Genomic DNA, 15,682 nt, shown 5'->3' on the forward strand with positions numbered 1-15,682 from the left:
GGCGGTGACGGACAGCCCACCGGATTTCCCGTCATGCTGTGACAAGGACGGTCAGAGACCACTCCTGATTGGGTCAGGAGCGAGGCCACATGCGGCCGATCCGACCACCCGGAATGACCACTCAGTCAGCAGACCGGCCCGGCGGGAGTCCCGCCGGGCCGGTCGCATGCGCTGCCGTTTGCGAGGCGGCCGGTCCGCTTCGCGGCGGTGCCGGTCGGCCCGCTTCGCGAAGGTGCCGGTCAGTCCGCTTCGCGGACGGCGCCGGTCAGTCCGCTTCGCGGACGATGTCGGCGCCGAGCTGGGAGAGGCGCTCGGCGGTGTGCGCGTGCCCGCGGTCCAGGTAGTAGGCCGAGGTGATCGTCGTCTCGCCCTCGGCGGCCAGCCCCGCCAGCACCAGCGCGCTGCCGCAGCGCAGGTCGTGCGCCTCCACCTCGGCGCCGCGCAGCCCGCGCGGGCCGTTCACCTTCGCGCGGTTGCCGTCCACCTCGATGTCGGCGCCCATCTTGCGCAGCTCGTCGGCCAGCTTGAACCGGCCGTCGAAGATCCGCTCGTAGATGTAGGACGGGCCCTCGGCCAGGCAGGACAGCGCCATGATCGGCGACTGCAGGTCGGTGGCGAAGCCCGGGTACTCGTCGGTGATCACGTTGATCGGGCGGAGCGTGCGCTCCCGGCGCACCTGGAGGACCGCGCCCTGCTGGTGGAACTCCACGCCCATCTGCTCGAGCTTGTCGGCCGCGACGCCGAGGTGCTCCAGGGTGGCGCCGACGAGGTTCAGGTCGCCGCCGGTGATCGCGGCGGCCATCACGAACACGCCCGCGTCGATCCGGTCGGGCATCACGGTGTGCTCGACGGCGGTCAGCTCGTCCACGCCCTCGACGGTGATGAACCCGGTGCCGCCGCCGCTGATCTTCGCGCCCATCGCCTGCAGGATGGCGATGTTGTCCAGCACCTCCGGCTCCAGCGCCGCGTTCTTGATCAGCGTGGTGCCGTGCGCCAGCGCCGCCGCCATGATCAGGTTCTCGGTGCCGGTGTGCGACGGGGTGTCGCAGTAGAGCGTCCCGCCGCGCAGGTCGCCGGCCTTGATGTGGATGATGCCGTCGCCGTTGTCGGCCACGTGCTCGGTGACCGTGGCGCCCATCCGCTTGAAGCCGTTGTAGTGGAAGTCCAGGTTGCGGCTGCCGAGGTTGCAGCCGCCCACGCCCTCGATGACCGCCTCGCCGAGCCGGTGCAGCAGCGCCGGGACGAACAGGAACGAGCCGCGGAACCGGGAGGCGATGTCGGCCGGCAGCACCGGGCTGGTGAGCGAGGAGGCGTCGATCACGAGCGTCCGCTCGGTCTCGTGCAGTTCGGCCTTCGCGCCGATCGCCCGGGCGAGCTCCACCGCCCGCCGCACGTCCTCGATGATCGGAACGTTCCGGAGCACCGTGCGGCCCCGCGAGGCCATCAGGGAGGCGCCGATCATCGGCAGGACGGCGTTCTTGGCGCCCTGCACGAAGACGGTGCCGTGCAGCTGCCGGCCGCCGCGCACGCGATACCGAACCTCGTGGCCCATGCTCATTCCGCCATATCTCCTTCGAAACGCGGTTAAGGTGCCTGCCCGATGAAGGTGGGACCACGGGGGCCGGGCGCGCCGAACGGTCCCGATGCGCCAACGCGACCCCAGTAAACCACCGGACCGGGGATGGGGTGTCCGACTGCGCCACCCTCGCGCCAGTCTGCTCGGTGAGACCCCCAGAGCGTCCCAAAGGTTCGCATTCCACGGGAAAATCCGAGCCGAACCGGACCGCGGGACGGGTGCGGCCGGCGGGGTCTAGGGTGATCGTCCATGGACGACACGCCCGGCTGGGACGCCATCGACGCCGCGCTGCGCCCCCTCTACGGGGACGTCCAGCCGTACCATCTGGGCACCGTGGTCAAGTGGGCGCTGGGCGGCCCCGACCCGCTCGACGGCATCAGCGTCTACGCGCGGACCGAGCCGGTGCCGCACTGGCACTTCGTCTCGTACGGAATGTCCGAACTGTACGCCAAGGAGTCCCCCGACCCCGACGAGTCGGGCTGGGGATTCGAGTTCACGTTCCGGCTCGCCCGCGACCCGGCGGACGCCGAGCCGCCGGTCTGGCCGGCGAACCTGCTGCAGAACTTCGCCCGGTACGTCTTCGGCTCGGGCAACTGGTTCGAGCCCGGGCACCACATGGACGTCAACGGGCCGATCGCCGCCGACCGCGAGGACTCCGACATCCGCGCCGTCGCGTTCGTCACCGACCCGGAGCTGGGCGTGATCGGCACGCCGCACGGCCAGGTCCGGTTCCTGCAGGTCGTCGGGCTTGCGACCGAGGAGTACGAGGCCGTCCGGCAGTGGGACGCCACGGCGTTCCTGCGCGCGCTGGAGCCGTACCTGCCGCTGTTCGTCACCGACATCGACCGCCGCTCCCTGCTCGCCGACCCCGAGTTGGCCCGCACGGTCCGCGAGGGCATCGCGCGGGACGGGTCGAGCAGCGGCGCCCTGTACGTCACCACGGCGCACTGGGAGCTGGACGGCGGGTCCACTACGCTGCGCATCGGCGCGCTGCAGGCGGAGGCGATCGCGCAGTCGATGCTGGGGCGCCTGCCGTTCGGCCGGACGCTGCTCCTGCAGACCGAGGACACGCGGCTCACGTTCCATCCGGCCGACGCGTACGCGGTCGTGGAACCGGAGGAGGGCCGGCTGGAGGTCGGCGTCCCGCCGGAGGGGCTGGACGGCGTCGTCGCCGCGCTCCGCCCGGTCGCGGGCCGCACACCGGTCGCGTCGCTGCCCGGCCTGACCGTCGAGATCGTCCCGACCCGCATGCGCGACGGCTACGGCGACGAGACCGGCGAGGTCGTCGGCTAGTCCCGCCGCAGTTCGAGGATCTCGACCGGGTCGCCGAGCGTGAGCGTGCCGAGGGTGCGGGGGACGGCGTTCTGGCCGAACCGGATGCCCCGGTCGATGGTCCGGTAGGACGCCAGCGTCCGCAGCGGCTCCCGGCCGCGCTCGCCGGTCTCCTGGTCGGTCGTGGTGATGAGGCACCGCGCGCACGCCTTGACCATCTCGATGACGGTCCCGCCGATGCGCAGCAGCCGCACGGAGTCCTCCGCGTAGGCGCCGAGGCCCTCGACGACCAGGCTCGGACGGAACCGGTTCATCGGCAGCGGCTCGTCCAGCCGGGCGTTCAGATCGGCGAGGGACTCGGCGGAGACGACCAGCAGCGGGTACCCGTCGGCGAACATCAGCTCGCCGCCGCCCCGCGACGTCGCGCGGTGCCCGGTGAAGCGGACCAGCCGGCAGTCGGTGTCCAGCAGCGCCGAGAACCAGCCGGCGGCCTCGTCGCCCTGGTCGACGCCCCGCACCTCGTGCCGGTGCACCGTCACGTCGAGCACCTCGCCGCCGTCCACGGCCTTGTGGACGAGCGGCGAGGCGCCGGGCGCGTCCACCGTCAGGACCTCGCCGTCGTAGGACGGGCGCAACAGCGCCATCCCGGCGAGGTCCCGCTGCGACAGGAACCGGCCCGAGGGCGCGACCAGCATGAACTCCCGGTCGTGCGGGAGCCCCCGCGCGGTCAGCTCTGCGGTGCGCAGCGCGGTGCCGCCGCCGCTCTTGAGCGGGTAGGCGTTCAGCTCGGTCAGGGTCGCCGTCACGGTCGCTCCGGGGGTGCTACGCCAGCATGGCCAGGCGGTCGAAGACGGCGTCGAGGCGCTTCACGAAGCGCTCGGGACGACACACCTCGTCCAGCCGCGCCTCGTCCAGGGTGAGGCCCTTCTCGGCGGCGTGCTCGCGGAGCGTCTCGCGGAACGGGACGCCCGTCTCCCACGTCTCCATCGCGGCCCTCTGGACCAGCGGGTACGCCTCGTCGTCGCGGGACATGCCCGCCTCGACCAGCTCCAGCAGAACGGTCGAGGTGTAGATCAGGCCGCCCGTCGACTCCAGGTTCGCCGTCATCCGCGCCTCGTCCACGACGAGCCCGGACATCAGCCGGTTCGTCAGGTTCAGCATGTAGTCGAGCGCGATCGACGCGTCCGGCAGCGCGATCCGCTCCGTCGACGAGTGCGAGATGTCCCGCTCGTGCCACAGCGGGATGCCCTCCAGCACCGGGACGATCTGCGCCCGCACGACCCGCGCCATCCCGGCGAGCCGCTCGGAGATGATCGGGTTCTTCTTGTGCGGCATCGCCGACGAGCCCTTCTGGCCCTTGCCGAACGGCTCCCACAGCTCGCGGACCTCGGTGCGCTGCCCGTGCCGGACCTCCAGCGCGACCGCCTCGCACACCGTCGCCATGATCGCCAGCGACGACACCCACTCGGAGATGCCGTCGCGCATCACGACCTGCGTCGACACGTCCGCGCTCTTCAGCCCGAGCTTGCGCGCGACGTGCAGCTCGACGGCCGGGTCGATGTTGGAGTACGTCCCGACCGCGCCGGAGATCGCCATCACGCCGACGGCCTCGCGGGCGCGGCGCAGCCGGTCCCGCGACCGCGCCATCGCGAACGCGAAGTCGGCGACGCGGTGCCCCCACACGTCCGGCTCGCCGTGGATGCCGTGCGTCCGGCCGACCCGCAGCGTCGCCCGGTGCGCCAGCGCGTGGTCGCGCAGCGTCGCGACCAGCGTGTCCGCCTTCGCCAGCAGGATGTCGGTCGCCTCGACGAGCTGGAGCGCCAGCGCCGTGTCCAGCAGGTCCGACGACGTCATGCCGAAGTGGACGTACCGGGCCGCCTCGCGCGGCTCGGTGTTGTCCGCCCACGCCGACAGGAAGGCGATCACGTCGTGCTGCGTGACCGCCTCGATCGCGTGCACGGCCTCCGGCGTCGGCGGCGGCGCCTTCCGCACCGGCTCCACCACCTCCGGCGGGATCGTCCCGGCCTCGGCGTGGGCCTCGACCACCAGGGTCTCGACCTGACACCACAGCTCGTATTTGTGCGCGTCGCTCCAGACGCGACCCATCTCCGGAAGTGTGTACCGCTCGATCACGAAGTTGATTCTCCCATTTCCCCAGGGGGGCGACCCCCTGGAACCCCCGTCAACGGTTGGCAGGCTGTTTCCCGCTCCGCTGGCGCTCCGCGCGAAACAGCCTGCCAACCGGCGGGCAGGCCCGCTCCGCTCGCTGCACTCGCTCCGCGTGCCTACCCGTGTGATCGCTGGGTTGGCGGTCAGGCTTGGGCGGCTTTGAGGGCGATGTCGGTGCGGTGGTGCGCGCCGGGCAGGCCGATCCTGGAGACGGCCTCGTAGGCGGTGGCGCGGGCCGCGGTGAGGTCCGGGCCGGTGCCGACGACGTTGAGGACGCGGCCGCCGCCCGCCACGAGCCGCCCGTCCGCGCCGTACTTGGTCCCGGCGTGCAGCACGTAGGCGCCGTCGACCGCCGCGGCCTCGTCCAGGCCGGTGATCTCCCCGCCCTTCACCGGCGCCGCCGGGTACCCCTCGGCCGCCACGACGACCGTGACGGCCGCGCCCGGCCGCCACTCCAGCGCGGTCGCGGGGTCGAGGCCGCCGATGGCGCAGGACTGGAGCAGCACGCCGAGCGGCGTCGCCAGCCGGTCGAGGACGACCTGGACCTCCGGGTCGCCGAACCGCGCGTTGAACTCGATCACCCGGACGCCCTGCGAGGTGAGCGCCAGCCCCGCGTACAGCACGCCCACGTACGGCGTCTCGCGGCGCCGCAGCTCGTCCACGACGGGCTGGACGACCCGGGACATGATCTCGTCCACCAGGCCGGGCGGCGCCCACGGCAGCGGCGTGTAGGCGCCCATCCCGCCGGTGTTGGGGCCCTCGTCGCCGTCGTAGGCGCGCTTGAAGTCCTGGGCGGGCAGCAGCGGGACGGCGTGCTGGCCGTCGCACAGCGCGAACAGCGACACCTCGGGGCCGTCGAGGTACTCCTCGATCACCACGCGCCCGCAGGCGGCGGCGTGCGCGGCGGCGACGTCGCGGTCCCGGGTGACGACGACGCCCTTGCCGGCGGCCAGGCCGTCGTCCTTCACCACGTAGGGCGCACCGAAGGCGTCGAGCGCCTCCGCCACCTGCGCGGGGCTCTCGCAGACCCGGGAGTCGGCGGTCGGCACCGCGGCCGCCGCCATGATCTCCTTGGCGAACGCCTTGGACCCCTCGATCCGCGCGGCCTCCCGGTCGGGCCCGAAGCACGGGATGCCGGCCCGGCGCACCGCGTCGCCGACGCCCGCCATCAGCACCGCCTCGGGGCCGACGACGACGAGCTCGATGCCGAGCCGCCCGGCCAGCTCCGTCACCGCCGTCGGGTCCAGCGGGTCGAGCTGGTGGTTGTCCGCGATCTCGGCCGTGCCCGGGTTGCCCGGGGCGCAGTGGAGGGCGGTGACGGCAGGGTCGCGGTGCAGGGCGCGGGCGAGCGCATGCTCGCGGCCACCCGATCCAAGGACGAGTACTCGCACGTGACGCGAGCTTACTGGTCCGGACGCACCGGTGTGGGTCGCGGTAAGACGGGCATAAGGCCCGGGCGCAAAGGCGTTATGGGCAGTGCGCGCCCGGCCGGGACGCCGGTGAGGCGGCGGTCACACGCGTCGCGCGTGAACCTTGCCGAACCGACCGGCGTCCTAAATGTCGGCTGGTAAGCTGCGACGGGCTTGACACCCCGTAGTCGAGGTGCGTGGAAGGAGGTGGTCGGGATGAGTCCTGGTGATACTTGCAGTTCGCCAGAGAACCCTCACAGTCCGGACTGGACTGTCCATCCGTCCGCCTCCATCTGGCGTCCGGCCGTCGCCCTCGCGCGCTCCCCGCGCTGATCCCGCTCCACTGATCAGACCTGGGTAGAGCGCGCCCCTGCGCGCGTGGCCGGCGGGTTAGGAGCACCTCATGGCCATGACACGAGTCCGTCCGGCGCGCGCGACCAAGTCGCTGTTCAAGACGCGCGGGCGAACCCACGGGGCACAGGTACGGGGGCGCGCCCGCGATTCCGCCGTCATCGACTGGGCCGCCTACATCGACGGCCACCGCGCGTCCACCGGCACCGTCGAGGACGCCGTCCGCCTCATCCGCGACGGCCGCCTCACCCCCGACGGCGACAGCGCCGGCTTCGTCTGGGTCGGGCTGCACGAGCCGTCGGCCACCGAGCTGTCCGAGCTGGCCGAGGTGTTCGGCCTGCACCCGCTCGCCGTCGAGGACGCCATCCACGCCCACCAGCGGCCCAAGCTGGAGCGCTACGACGACGTCCACTTCGTGGTGATGAAGACCGTCGGCTACGTCTCCACCGGCCCGGACGCGGCCGAGGTCGTCGAGACCGGCGAGATCATGATCTTCTGCGGCCCGGACTTCGTCGTGACGGTCCGGCACGGCACGCACGGCGAGCTCGGCTCCGTCCGCAGGCAGCTGGAGAAGGACCCGGCCCGCCTCGCCATGGGCCCCGCCGCCGTCCTGCACGCCGTCGCCGACCGCGTCGTGGACGGCTACGTCTGCGTCGCCGACGCCGTCCAGGAGGACATCGACGAGGTCGAGGAGGCCGTCTTCTCGCCCGAGCGCACCGACGAGGCCCGCCGCATCTACCGGCTCAAGCGCGAGGTCATCCAGCTCAAGCGCGCCGTCGGCCCGCTCGCCGGCCCGCTGCGCAACCTGTCCGGCCGCCGCTTCGTGCCGGCCGAGATCAAGGAGTACCTGCGCGACGTCGAGGACCACCTCACCCGCGTCCGCGAGCAGGTCGAGGCCTACGACGAGCTGCTGAACCCGATCCTGCAGGCGCACATGACGCAGGTCACGGTCACCGACAACAAGGACATGCGCAAGATCTCCGCCTGGGGCGCGATCTTCATGGTGCCCACCGCGATCACTGGCGTTTACGGGATGAACTTCGACTTCATGCCCGAGACGCACTGGCACTTCGGCTACCCGATGATCGTCGGCGCCATCGCCTTCATCTGCCTGACCCTCTACCGAGGCTTCCGCCGCAACGGCTGGCTGTGAGGAGCGCCGAAACCCGGTCGGGGTAGTCGGTTACCAGGGCGTCTACTCCGTATTTGACGAGGCGGGTCATGTCCTCGGGTTCGTTGACCGTCCAGGCGACGACGGGCAGGCCGGCGGTGTGGGCGTCGTCGACCAGGCCGGGCGTGGTGATGGCGTGCTCGGGGGACAGCGCGGTGGCGCCGATCGCGCGCGCCGCCGCCACCGGGTCGCCGGGCGGCAGGCCGGCGAGCCAGCGCGTACCCGGGACGAGCGTCTTGCGCTCGATCAGCGCGGTGCGGCCGAGCGCCGGATGGCTGCGGCGGGCCTCCGCCAGGACGCGCCAGTCGAAGGCGAGGAGCCGGCTGCGGGCGGTCAAGCCCGCGGCGGCCAGGACGGCGGCGACGGCCGCGGTGAACAGCTCGATCTCCTCGGCGGTCCAGCCGGGGTCGGTCTTCAGTTCGACGGCCAGGCCGACGCCGGTCGGCGCGAGGAGCGCGCACGCCTCGGCGAGCGTGGGGATCGGGGTGCCGGGCAGCGGACGCTGCGTCCGCGCGAACGCGTCGTCGCGCTGCCGGACGCCCGCGTCGACCGTCTTGAGCTGCGCGAGCGTCAGCTCCCTGACGGGCCTGCCGACATAGGGGAACGCGGGGTCGTCCGGAAAGGCGGGCACCGTGTCGGCGAGGTTCGCCGGGGACAGCACCTGGTCGTGGCCGAGGACGACCGCGCCGTCCGCCGACAGGCCGACGTCCAGCTCGATCACGTCCACGCCGAGCTCGACGGCGTGCGCGAAGGCCGGCAGCGTGTTCTCCGGGCGCAGCCCCCGCGCCCCCCGATGACCGTGCAGCTCGACGGTCCCCCCGATGGTCGTCACCGGGGGGACGCTACAGCCCGTCACCGAACCCCAGATGGAGGTTCGGTGAGGTGCGGGGGAACGGCGGGTCAGGTGTTACACCAGGGGACGCAGGGAGAGGGTCTGGTCGCGGCCGGGGCCGACGCCGATCGCGGAGATCCGCGCGCCGGACATCTCCTCCAGCGCCCGGACGTAGGCCTGCGCGTTCTTCGGCAGGTCGTCGAAGGTCTTGGCGCCGGTGATGTCCTCCTGCCAGCCGTCCAGGTACTCCAGGATCGGCTTGGCGTGGTGGAAGTCGGTCTGGGTGGCGGGCAGCTCGTCGACGCGCTCGCCGTCGACGTCGTAGGCGACGCAGACCGGGACGCGCTCCAGCCCGGACAGGACGTCCAGCTTGGTGAGGAAGAAGTCGGTGATGCCGTTCACCCGGGACGCGTAGCGGGCGATCACCGCGTCGAACCAGCCGCAGCGGCGGTCGCGGCCCGTGGTGACGCCGTACTCGCCGCCGGTCTTGCGCAGGTACTCGCCCTGCTCGTCCAGCAGCTCGGTGGGGAACGGTCCAGAGCCGACGCGGGTGGTGTAGGCCTTGAGGATGCCGATCACCCGGGTGATCTTCGTGGGGGCGACGCCGGAGCCGACGCAGGCCCCGCCCGCCGTGGGGCTGGACGACGTCACGAACGGGTAGGTGCCGTGGTCGATGTCCAGCAGCGTGCCCTGCGCGCCCTCCAGCAGGACGACCTTGCCGCCGTCGAGGGCCTGGTTCAGCACGAGCTCGGTGTCGGCGACGAACGGCCTGATGCGCTCGCCGTAGGCCAGGTACTCCTGGACGATCGGGCCGGTCTCGATGCGGCGCCGGTTGTAGACCTTGGTGAGGACCTGGTTCTTCTCGCGCAGCGACAGGTCGAGCTTCTGGGTGAGGATGTTCGGGTCGAACAGGTCCTGCACCCGGATGCCCATCCGGTTGATCTTGTCGGCGTAGGCCGGGCCGATGCCGCGCCCGGTGGTGCCGATCCGTGCCTTGCCGAGGTAGCGCTCGGTGACCTTGTCGAGGGCCCGGTGGTGCGGCATGATCAAATGCGCGTTCGCCGAGATCAGCAGCCGTTCGCAGCCGATCCCGCGCTCCCGCAGCCCGTCGATCTCCTGCAGCAGGACGGCCGGGTCGATCACCACGCCGTTGCCGATCACCGGGACGACGTCCGGCGACAGCACCCCGGACGGCAGCAGGTGCAGCGCGTAGCTCTTGTCGCCGATGACGACGGTGTGGCCGGCGTTGTTGCCGCCCTGGTAGCGGACGACGTAGTCGACGTCGCCCCCGAGCAGGTCTGTTGCCTTGCCCTTGCCCTCATCTCCCCACTGGGCACCGACAAGAACGATGGCAGGCATGCCACTTTTCCTTCCCACGACGAAGGCCCCGGTCGCCGCAAGCGCGCGAAGGGGCCTCTTGCGATCAAAGCGTACCCGTACCCGGCCGTTAAAGAAACCGCACCTCACCGCCCGGGTACGGGCGCGACGCGTGGGTCAGCCGGCGAGGGCGTCCGCGGCGGCGGCGCTGCTGTCGCGCAGGAACGTCCGGCAGCGCTCGGCCTCGTCGTCCTCGCCGATGGCGGCGGCGGCGCGGGACAGGGCGTGCAGGGCGCGCAGGAAGCCGCGGTTGGCCTCGTGCTCCCAGGGGATCGGGCCCTGGCCCTTCCACCCGGCGCGGCGCAGCATGTCGAGGCCGCGGTGGTAGCCGGTGCGGGCGAAGGCGTAGGAGTCGATCACGCTGCCCTTGGCGAAGGCGCGGTCGGCCAGTTCGGCCCAGGCGCCCGGGTAGTCGGGGTGGCGCGCCGCGACCTCGAACGGGTCGACGCCGCTCTCCAGCGCCTCGCGGGCCTCGGTGTTGTCCGGCAGTTCGGTCGGAGGCGGGCCGCCGAGCAGGTTCTGGGTCATGCGGGTCATCGTAGGTCGACGGGCCGGGTCCGCATCAACCCGGGTCACGGCCGTGTCCCCGGCGCGCCGTGGAGCCGTCACCGGGCCGGGGCCACGGAGTGGCCCGCAAACCGTCCTGCGCGTCTCATGCTCCCGTGGTCGACCCGGGGCGGACGATCATCAGGATGGTGACCGTGGCCCACAGCACGTTGAAGACGCCGGTGAGCATGGCGATCCGGCTCGGCGGGACCAGGCGGGAGGCGGGCGTTCCCGTGGCGGCGAGCGCGCCCTCCTGGGCGGGGAGGATCAGCAGGGCCAGGACGCCGGCCGCGGCGGTGGTCAGCACGATCGAGGCGATCAGCCAGGCGTCGCCGAGCACGCCCATCGCGCTCGCGGTGGCGAAACCGAAGGCGGGGACCGCGATGCCGACCAGCGCGTAGACGCGGCAGATGCGGTTCAGCGTGCGCAGCGTCGTGAGGGCCTCGCGGTCGCCGGGCGCGCTCTGGGCGCGGCGCAGCGTCTTGGGGAACATGCTCGCGGCGACGGTGACCGGTCCGATGGCGATCACCGCGGCCAGCACGTGCAGGATGAGCAGGAACTTCGCCACGGTCAGCGCTCCGCCGCCGCACCGGCCGCACTTCCGGGACCGGCGGGCACCGGGCCGTGAGGGCGCCAGACGGTGCCGCGCCGCTCGTAGCCGAACAGGACTATCTGGGCATGCATGAGGGGCTCCTTCGGAAGCGGCGCGGCCGGTCGGCGCGGGGATCACAGCCGAAGCTAGACGGCCGCCGCCCCGGTCCCCAGTGGCATTAGTGCCAGCATCCAACGGATTAATGCCAGCACCACGCGAGCAGCCCTGAACTGGCCAGATAAGAGACTTTGCAAGGTCATCCAGCCCAGTGCGGAGGTAGGTTCCTGCCATGCACACCGTCGCCGTGCTCGCGCTGGACCAGGTGATCCCCTTCGACCTCTCCACCCCGATCGAGGTCTTCACCCGCACCCGCCTCCCGGACGGCCGCCCCGGCTACCGGATCCGCGTGTGCGCCGAGCGGCCGGAGGTCGACGCGGGCGCCTTCACCCTGCGCGCCCCGTGGGGGCTGGACGGGCTCCGGGGAGCGGACACGATCATCGTCCCCGGCACCGCGGACCCGCTCGTCCCGCCGACCCCGGGCGTGCGTGAGGCGCTGAGGGCGGCGGCGGAGGGCGGCACCCGCATCGCGTCCATCTGCTCGGGCACCTTCCCCCTGGCCGCCACCGGGCTACTCGACGGCCTGCGCGCCACCACCCACTGGCTCGCGGCCGGCCCCCTGGCCGCCGCCCATCCGGACGTCGACGTCGACCCGGACGTCCTCTACGTCGACAACGGGCAGATCCTCACCTCGGCCGGCGCCGCCGCCGGCCTGGACCTGTGCCTGCACATGATCCGCCGCGACTACGGCTCGGCCGTCGCCGCCGACGCCGCCCGCCTGTCGGTCATGCCGCTGGAGCGCGAGGGCGGGCAGGCGCAGTTCATCGGCCACGACCATGTGCCGACGCCGCGGGGCTCCGCCCTCGAACCGCTGCTCGCCTGGCTGCGGGACAACCTGGCCCGCGACCTGTCCCTCGCCGACATCGCCGCGCAGGCCGGGACCAGCACCCGCACCCTCATCCGCAGGTTCCGGGAGCAGACCGGCACGACCCCGCTCCAGTGGCTGCACCGCGCCCGCGTCCGCCAGGCCCAGCACCTGCTGGAGACCACGGACCACCCGGTCGAGCGCATCGCCGCCCAGGTCGGCTTCGGCTCGCCCACCGCGTTCCGTGACCGCTTCAAGAGGACCACCGGCGTCAGCCCCCACCTCTACCGGCGCGCCTTCAGCTGACAGGACGGCGCAGCCGGGGCTCGGACGGGGAGTCAGAGGTGCGCGGCGGCCTGCGGCGGGGGGAGGGGGAGGTGGAAGCGGGCGGCGCCTTCCTCGGTGCGGGCGCGGGCGGCGGGCCAGCCGTTCCGGACGAACAGCAGCGCGCAGCGGTTGCTGAGGATGACGTCGGCGCCGAACTCGGTGATGCCGCGGCGGACGGCGAGCTGGGTGAGGTAGCCGACGAGGTGGCTGCCGAGGCCGCGGCGCTGCCACGGGTCGGCCACCAGGACGGCGATCTCCGCGTGCCCCGGCGCGCGGACGTCCCGGACGTACTCCGCGATCCCCACCATCTCGCCGTCCACCAGGCCGACCATGGCCTCGCGGTCCCAGTGGTCGAGGCGGTCCATGGCGGCGAGGTAGTGGTCCGGGATGCGCGGTGTGCCGGAGAAGAAGCGCGTGTAGAGGCTGGCCTTGGAGACGCGGGCCGACATCCGGAGGAGCCGGTCGCGGTCGGTGGTGCCGTACGGCCGGATGCGCACGTCGTCCAGCGTCGCCCCGGCAATGTGGGCCACGCCGCGCACATTGAGTTGCTTCATGAAACCCATTGGACCGCAAGCGGGTTTCATGAAGCAACTATTATCCCGGTGAACGGCCGGTGGATTCTCGGCCGGACCGCCTACGCGCCCGGGCCCGGGCGGGGATCGACGTCCGCGGGGCCCAGCGCGGCGCCGCAGGAGTCGCAGGTGAAGCGGGTGGTGAGGGTGCCGTCGCAGCCGCGGTGCCCGATGATCGCCGGGGGCCCGTCCGGCGCGTAGTGCCGGTCGCCCCACATCAGCAGCGTCATCATCGCCGGCCACAGCTCGACGCCCTTGCGGGTGAGCCGGTACTCGTGCCGCTCGGGCCGCTCCTGGTACGGGACGCGGCGCATGATCCCCTCGTCGCACAGCCGGGTCAGCCGGTCGGTGAGGACGTTGCGGGCCACGCCGAGGGCGTCCTGGAAGTCGTCGAAGCGGCGGACGCCCTCCAGCGCGCTGCGGATCACCAGCAGCGTCCAGCGATCGCCGACGACCTCCAGCGCGCGGGCGATCGAGCAGTTCTGGCTCTCGTAGGTGCGGGGCAGTGCCACACCCCGAGCCTACCGAGGTTTCGTCACAAAACGCGCGAACCACTTCGCCTGTCGACCGCGACGGCTGTTCTTCCCAGGGGTCGCCCCCTGGGAAGAACAGCCCCTGGGCTAAGCCAGCTTCTTGCCCGCCGACTGGAGGTTCTCGGCGGCCTCGACGATGCGCGCGGCCATCGCGGTCTCGGCCGCCTTGCCCCACGAGCGCGGGTCGTACTGCTTCTTGTTGCCGACCTCGCCGTCGACCTTCAGGACGCCGTCGTAGTTGCGGAGCATGTGGTCGGCCACGGGGCGGGTGAACGCGTACTGGGTGTCGGTGTCGATGTTCATCTTGACGACGCCGTAGGACACCGCCTCGCGGATCTCCTCCAGCGTGGAGCCGGAACCGCCGTGGAAGACCAGGTCGAACGGCTTGTCCTTGCCGTACTTGGCGCCGACCGCGTCCTGGATCTCCTTGAGCACCTCGGGACGCAGCTTCACCGAGCCCGGCTTGTACACGCCGTGGACGTTGCCGAAGGTGGCGGCGAGGATGTAGCGGCCCTTCTCGCCGACGCCGACGGCCTCGGCGGTCGCGATCGCGTCGCCCGGGGTGGTGTAGAGCTTCTCGTTGATCTCGTTGGCGACGCCGTCCTCCTCGCCGCCGACGACGCCGATCTCCATCTCCATGATGATGCGCGCCTTCGCGCACTCCTCCAGGAGCCCGGCGGCGATGTCGAGGTTCTCGTGCAGCTCGACGGCGGAGCCGTCCCACATGTGCGACTGGAACAGCGGCTCCTCGCCGCGCGCCACCCGCTCCTGGGAGATCTTGATCAGCGGGCGCATGAACCCGTCCAGCTTGTCCTTCGGGCAGTGGTCGGTGTGCAGGGCGATGTTCACCGGGTACTTGGCGGCGACGACCCGCGCGTACTCGGCGAGGGCGCTGGCGCCGACGACCATGTCCTTGACGGTGGACCCGGACAGGTACTCGGCGCCCCCGGTGGAGACCTGCACGATCCCGTCGCTCTCCGCCTCGGCGAAGCCGCGCAGCGCCGCGTTCAGCGTCTGGCTCGACGTCACGTTGATGGCGGGGAAGGCGAAGCCGTCGCGCTTGGCCTTGTCGAGCATCTCCGCGTAGACCTCGGGCGTTGCGATGGGCATTGTCAGCGTCCTTTCATACGCAGGGTGCCGCCGGGCATCCGGCCGGGCGGTAGCACCCGAACGACCGTCTACCCAGGTGAGCGGCCCGGGTCACACGGTCTCCGGTCTGGCATGCCGTCCGCCCCTCAGTATCCCGTCGGGGCCCGCGTTCCGCCTAATCGCGACGTGCGGAAAGGTACGCTCGCGGTGTGGATCTCACGACGATTCCCCTTGACATCACCGAGTGGCTGCACCCGACCGCGTGGCTGCAGCTGTTCGGCACGTTCGCGACGATCGGGGTGCTCGCGATCATCTTCGCGGAGACCGGGCTGCTGATCGGCTGCATCCTGCCGGGCGACTCGCTGCTGTTCACGGCGGGGATCCTCACGGCGGTCTCGACCGTCAACGGGCAGGAGTTCCAGTCGCTGTCGCTGCCCTGGCTGCTGGTCGGCGGTCCGGTGGCGGCGATCGCGGGGGCCCAGCTCGGGCACTTCCTCGGCGCCCGCTACGGCCGGCGCCTGTTCGACCGGCCCGACTCCAAGCTGTTCCGCAGCGAGTGGGTGGACAAGGCCGAGTACTACTTCAACCGGTTCGGCCCGGCCCGCGCGGTGCTGCTGGCCCGGTTCATCCCGATCGTCCGGACGTTCCTGAACCCGCTGGCCGGGATGCTCGGGATGGACGCCCGCAAGTTCCTGGTCTGGAACGTCATCGGCGGGGTCGTCTGGACGGACGCGCTGTTCCTGCTGGGCCACTTCCTCGGCTCCGAGGTGCCCGACATCGAGAAGTACATCCTGCCGGGCGTCGCCGTGATCCTGGTCCTGTCGGTCATCCCGATCGTGCGGGAGATCATGAAGGGGCGGCGCGGCGGTGGCAACGGTCCGAATAAGAATGAGCGTGAAGAGTCACGTCCGTCGCTCAGCAGTGACAGTTATCGCTAACCTCCC

At 71.9% G+C, this 15,682-nt stretch carries 15 protein-coding genes; 4 read left to right on the top strand and 11 right to left on the bottom strand.

Going from position 1 to position 15,682, the window contains the following annotated elements; translation table 11 throughout:
* Positions 1 to 265 precede the first annotated feature (265 nt).
* Positions 266 to 1,552: a UDP-N-acetylglucosamine 1-carboxyvinyltransferase gene (gene murA / locus ACA514_RS35840; protein ID WP_375045821.1), complete on the bottom strand. Its 1,287-nt coding sequence runs from the start codon at positions 1,550 to 1,552 to the stop codon at positions 266 to 268.
* 273 nt (positions 1,553 to 1,825) lie between these two features.
* Between murA and ACA514_RS35845 the strand changes: the two genes are divergently transcribed.
* Positions 1,826 to 2,869: a suppressor of fused domain protein gene (locus ACA514_RS35845; protein WP_375045719.1), complete on the top strand. Its 1,044-nt coding sequence runs from the start codon at positions 1,826 to 1,828 to the stop codon at positions 2,867 to 2,869.
* Here the strand turns inward: ACA514_RS35845 and ACA514_RS35850 are convergent.
* The 3 genes from ACA514_RS35850 to purD all read right to left on the bottom strand — a co-directional run bounded on the left by ACA514_RS35850 (position 2,866) and on the right by purD (position 6,408).
* Positions 2,866 to 3,654 carry an MOSC domain-containing protein gene (locus ACA514_RS35850; RefSeq protein ID WP_375045720.1) on the bottom strand — a complete coding sequence of 263 codons (789 nt, stop codon included), beginning with the start codon at positions 3,652 to 3,654 and terminating at the stop codon, positions 2,866 to 2,868. The two genes, ACA514_RS35845 and ACA514_RS35850, sit on opposite strands and share 4 nt — an antisense overlap.
* Positions 3,655 to 3,670: 16 nt before the next feature.
* Positions 3,671 to 4,981 carry an adenylosuccinate lyase gene (gene purB / locus ACA514_RS35855; RefSeq protein WP_375045721.1) on the bottom strand — a complete coding sequence of 437 codons (1,311 nt, stop codon included), beginning with the start codon at positions 4,979 to 4,981 and terminating at the stop codon, positions 3,671 to 3,673.
* A 179-nt stretch (positions 4,982 to 5,160) separates the two neighbouring features.
* Positions 5,161 to 6,408, bottom strand: a complete 1,248-nt coding sequence (gene purD, locus ACA514_RS35860; protein ID WP_375045722.1) for a phosphoribosylamine--glycine ligase — start codon at positions 6,406 to 6,408, stop codon at positions 5,161 to 5,163.
* A 421-nt stretch (positions 6,409 to 6,829) separates the two neighbouring features.
* Between purD and ACA514_RS35865 the strand changes: the two genes are divergently transcribed.
* A complete protein-coding gene (locus tag ACA514_RS35865; protein WP_375045723.1) occupies positions 6,830 to 7,930 on the top strand; it encodes a magnesium and cobalt transport protein CorA in 1,101 nt (366 codons plus the stop codon).
* Here the strand turns inward: ACA514_RS35865 and ACA514_RS35870 are convergent.
* The 4 genes from ACA514_RS35870 to ACA514_RS35885 form a co-directional block, all read right to left on the bottom strand.
* The gene (locus ACA514_RS35870) at positions 7,881 to 8,780 is read right to left on the bottom strand and encodes a glycerophosphodiester phosphodiesterase family protein (RefSeq protein WP_375045724.1); all 900 of its coding nucleotides are present in this window, start codon (positions 8,778 to 8,780) and stop codon (positions 7,881 to 7,883) included. The two genes, ACA514_RS35865 and ACA514_RS35870, sit on opposite strands and share 50 nt — an antisense overlap.
* A gap of 75 nt (positions 8,781 to 8,855) precedes the next feature.
* A complete protein-coding gene (locus ACA514_RS35875) occupies positions 8,856 to 10,139 on the bottom strand; it encodes an adenylosuccinate synthase (protein ID WP_375045725.1) in 1,284 nt (427 codons plus the stop codon).
* A gap of 135 nt (positions 10,140 to 10,274) precedes the next feature.
* Positions 10,275 to 10,694, bottom strand: a complete 420-nt coding sequence (locus ACA514_RS35880; RefSeq protein WP_375045726.1) for a DUF3151 domain-containing protein — start codon at positions 10,692 to 10,694, stop codon at positions 10,275 to 10,277.
* 115 nt (positions 10,695 to 10,809) lie between these two features.
* Positions 10,810 to 11,271 (bottom strand): hypothetical protein, encoded by a 462-nt coding sequence (locus ACA514_RS35885; protein ID WP_375045727.1) that lies wholly within the window; start codon positions 11,269 to 11,271, stop codon positions 10,810 to 10,812.
* Positions 11,272 to 11,584: 313 nt separating this feature from the next.
* On the opposite strand from ACA514_RS35885, the gene ACA514_RS35890 reads away from it, so the two are divergent.
* On the top strand, positions 11,585 to 12,523 hold the full coding sequence (locus ACA514_RS35890) for a GlxA family transcriptional regulator (protein ID WP_375045728.1): 939 nt from the start codon (positions 11,585 to 11,587) through the stop codon (positions 12,521 to 12,523).
* 32 nt (positions 12,524 to 12,555) lie between these two features.
* On the opposite strand, the gene ACA514_RS35895 is transcribed toward ACA514_RS35890, so the two are convergent.
* From ACA514_RS35895 to fbaA, 3 genes are all read right to left on the bottom strand, one after another.
* The gene (locus tag ACA514_RS35895) at positions 12,556 to 13,098 is read right to left on the bottom strand and encodes a GNAT family N-acetyltransferase (RefSeq protein WP_375045729.1); all 543 of its coding nucleotides are present in this window, start codon (positions 13,096 to 13,098) and stop codon (positions 12,556 to 12,558) included.
* A gap of 80 nt (positions 13,099 to 13,178) precedes the next feature.
* Entirely contained in the window at positions 13,179 to 13,628 is a 450-nt protein-coding gene (locus ACA514_RS35900) for a winged helix-turn-helix transcriptional regulator (protein WP_375045730.1), read from the bottom strand.
* Between the two features lie 108 nt (positions 13,629 to 13,736).
* Positions 13,737 to 14,759 (bottom strand): class II fructose-bisphosphate aldolase, encoded by a 1,023-nt coding sequence (fbaA, locus tag ACA514_RS35905; protein WP_375045731.1) that lies wholly within the window; start codon positions 14,757 to 14,759, stop codon positions 13,737 to 13,739.
* Between the two features lie 188 nt (positions 14,760 to 14,947).
* Between fbaA and ACA514_RS35910 the strand changes: the two genes are divergently transcribed.
* A complete protein-coding gene (locus ACA514_RS35910; protein ID WP_375045732.1) occupies positions 14,948 to 15,676 on the top strand; it encodes a DedA family protein in 729 nt (242 codons plus the stop codon).
* Positions 15,677 to 15,682: the final 6 nt, after the last annotated feature.

This window comes from Actinomadura sp. NTSP31 (genome assembly GCF_041951385.1).
GTDB lineage: Bacteria > Actinomycetota > Actinomycetes > Streptosporangiales > Streptosporangiaceae > Spirillospora > Spirillospora napierensis.

What these genes read in the sequence shown, in the direction of transcription:
- ACA514_RS35865 (WP_375045723.1), top strand. Translation starts at nt 6,830, where the DNA reads ATGGCCATGACACGAGTCCGTCCGGCGCGCGCGACCAAGTCGCTGTTC.
- fbaA (WP_375045731.1), bottom strand. Translation starts at nt 14,759, where the DNA reads ATGCCCATCGCAACGCCCGAGGTCTACGCGGAGATGCTCGACAAGGCC.
- murA (WP_375045821.1), bottom strand. Translation starts at nt 1,552, where the DNA reads ATGGGCCACGAGGTTCGGTATCGCGTGCGCGGCGGCCGGCAGCTGCAC.
- ACA514_RS35880 (WP_375045726.1), bottom strand. Translation starts at nt 10,694, where the DNA reads ATGACCCGCATGACCCAGAACCTGCTCGGCGGCCCGCCTCCGACCGAA.
- ACA514_RS35895 (WP_375045729.1), bottom strand. Translation starts at nt 13,098, where the DNA reads ATGAAGCAACTCAATGTGCGCGGCGTGGCCCACATTGCCGGGGCGACG.
- ACA514_RS35875 (WP_375045725.1), bottom strand. Translation starts at nt 10,139, where the DNA reads ATGCCTGCCATCGTTCTTGTCGGTGCCCAGTGGGGAGATGAGGGCAAG.
- ACA514_RS35890 (WP_375045728.1), top strand. Translation starts at nt 11,585, where the DNA reads ATGCACACCGTCGCCGTGCTCGCGCTGGACCAGGTGATCCCCTTCGAC.
- ACA514_RS35845 (WP_375045719.1), top strand. Translation starts at nt 1,826, where the DNA reads ATGGACGACACGCCCGGCTGGGACGCCATCGACGCCGCGCTGCGCCCC.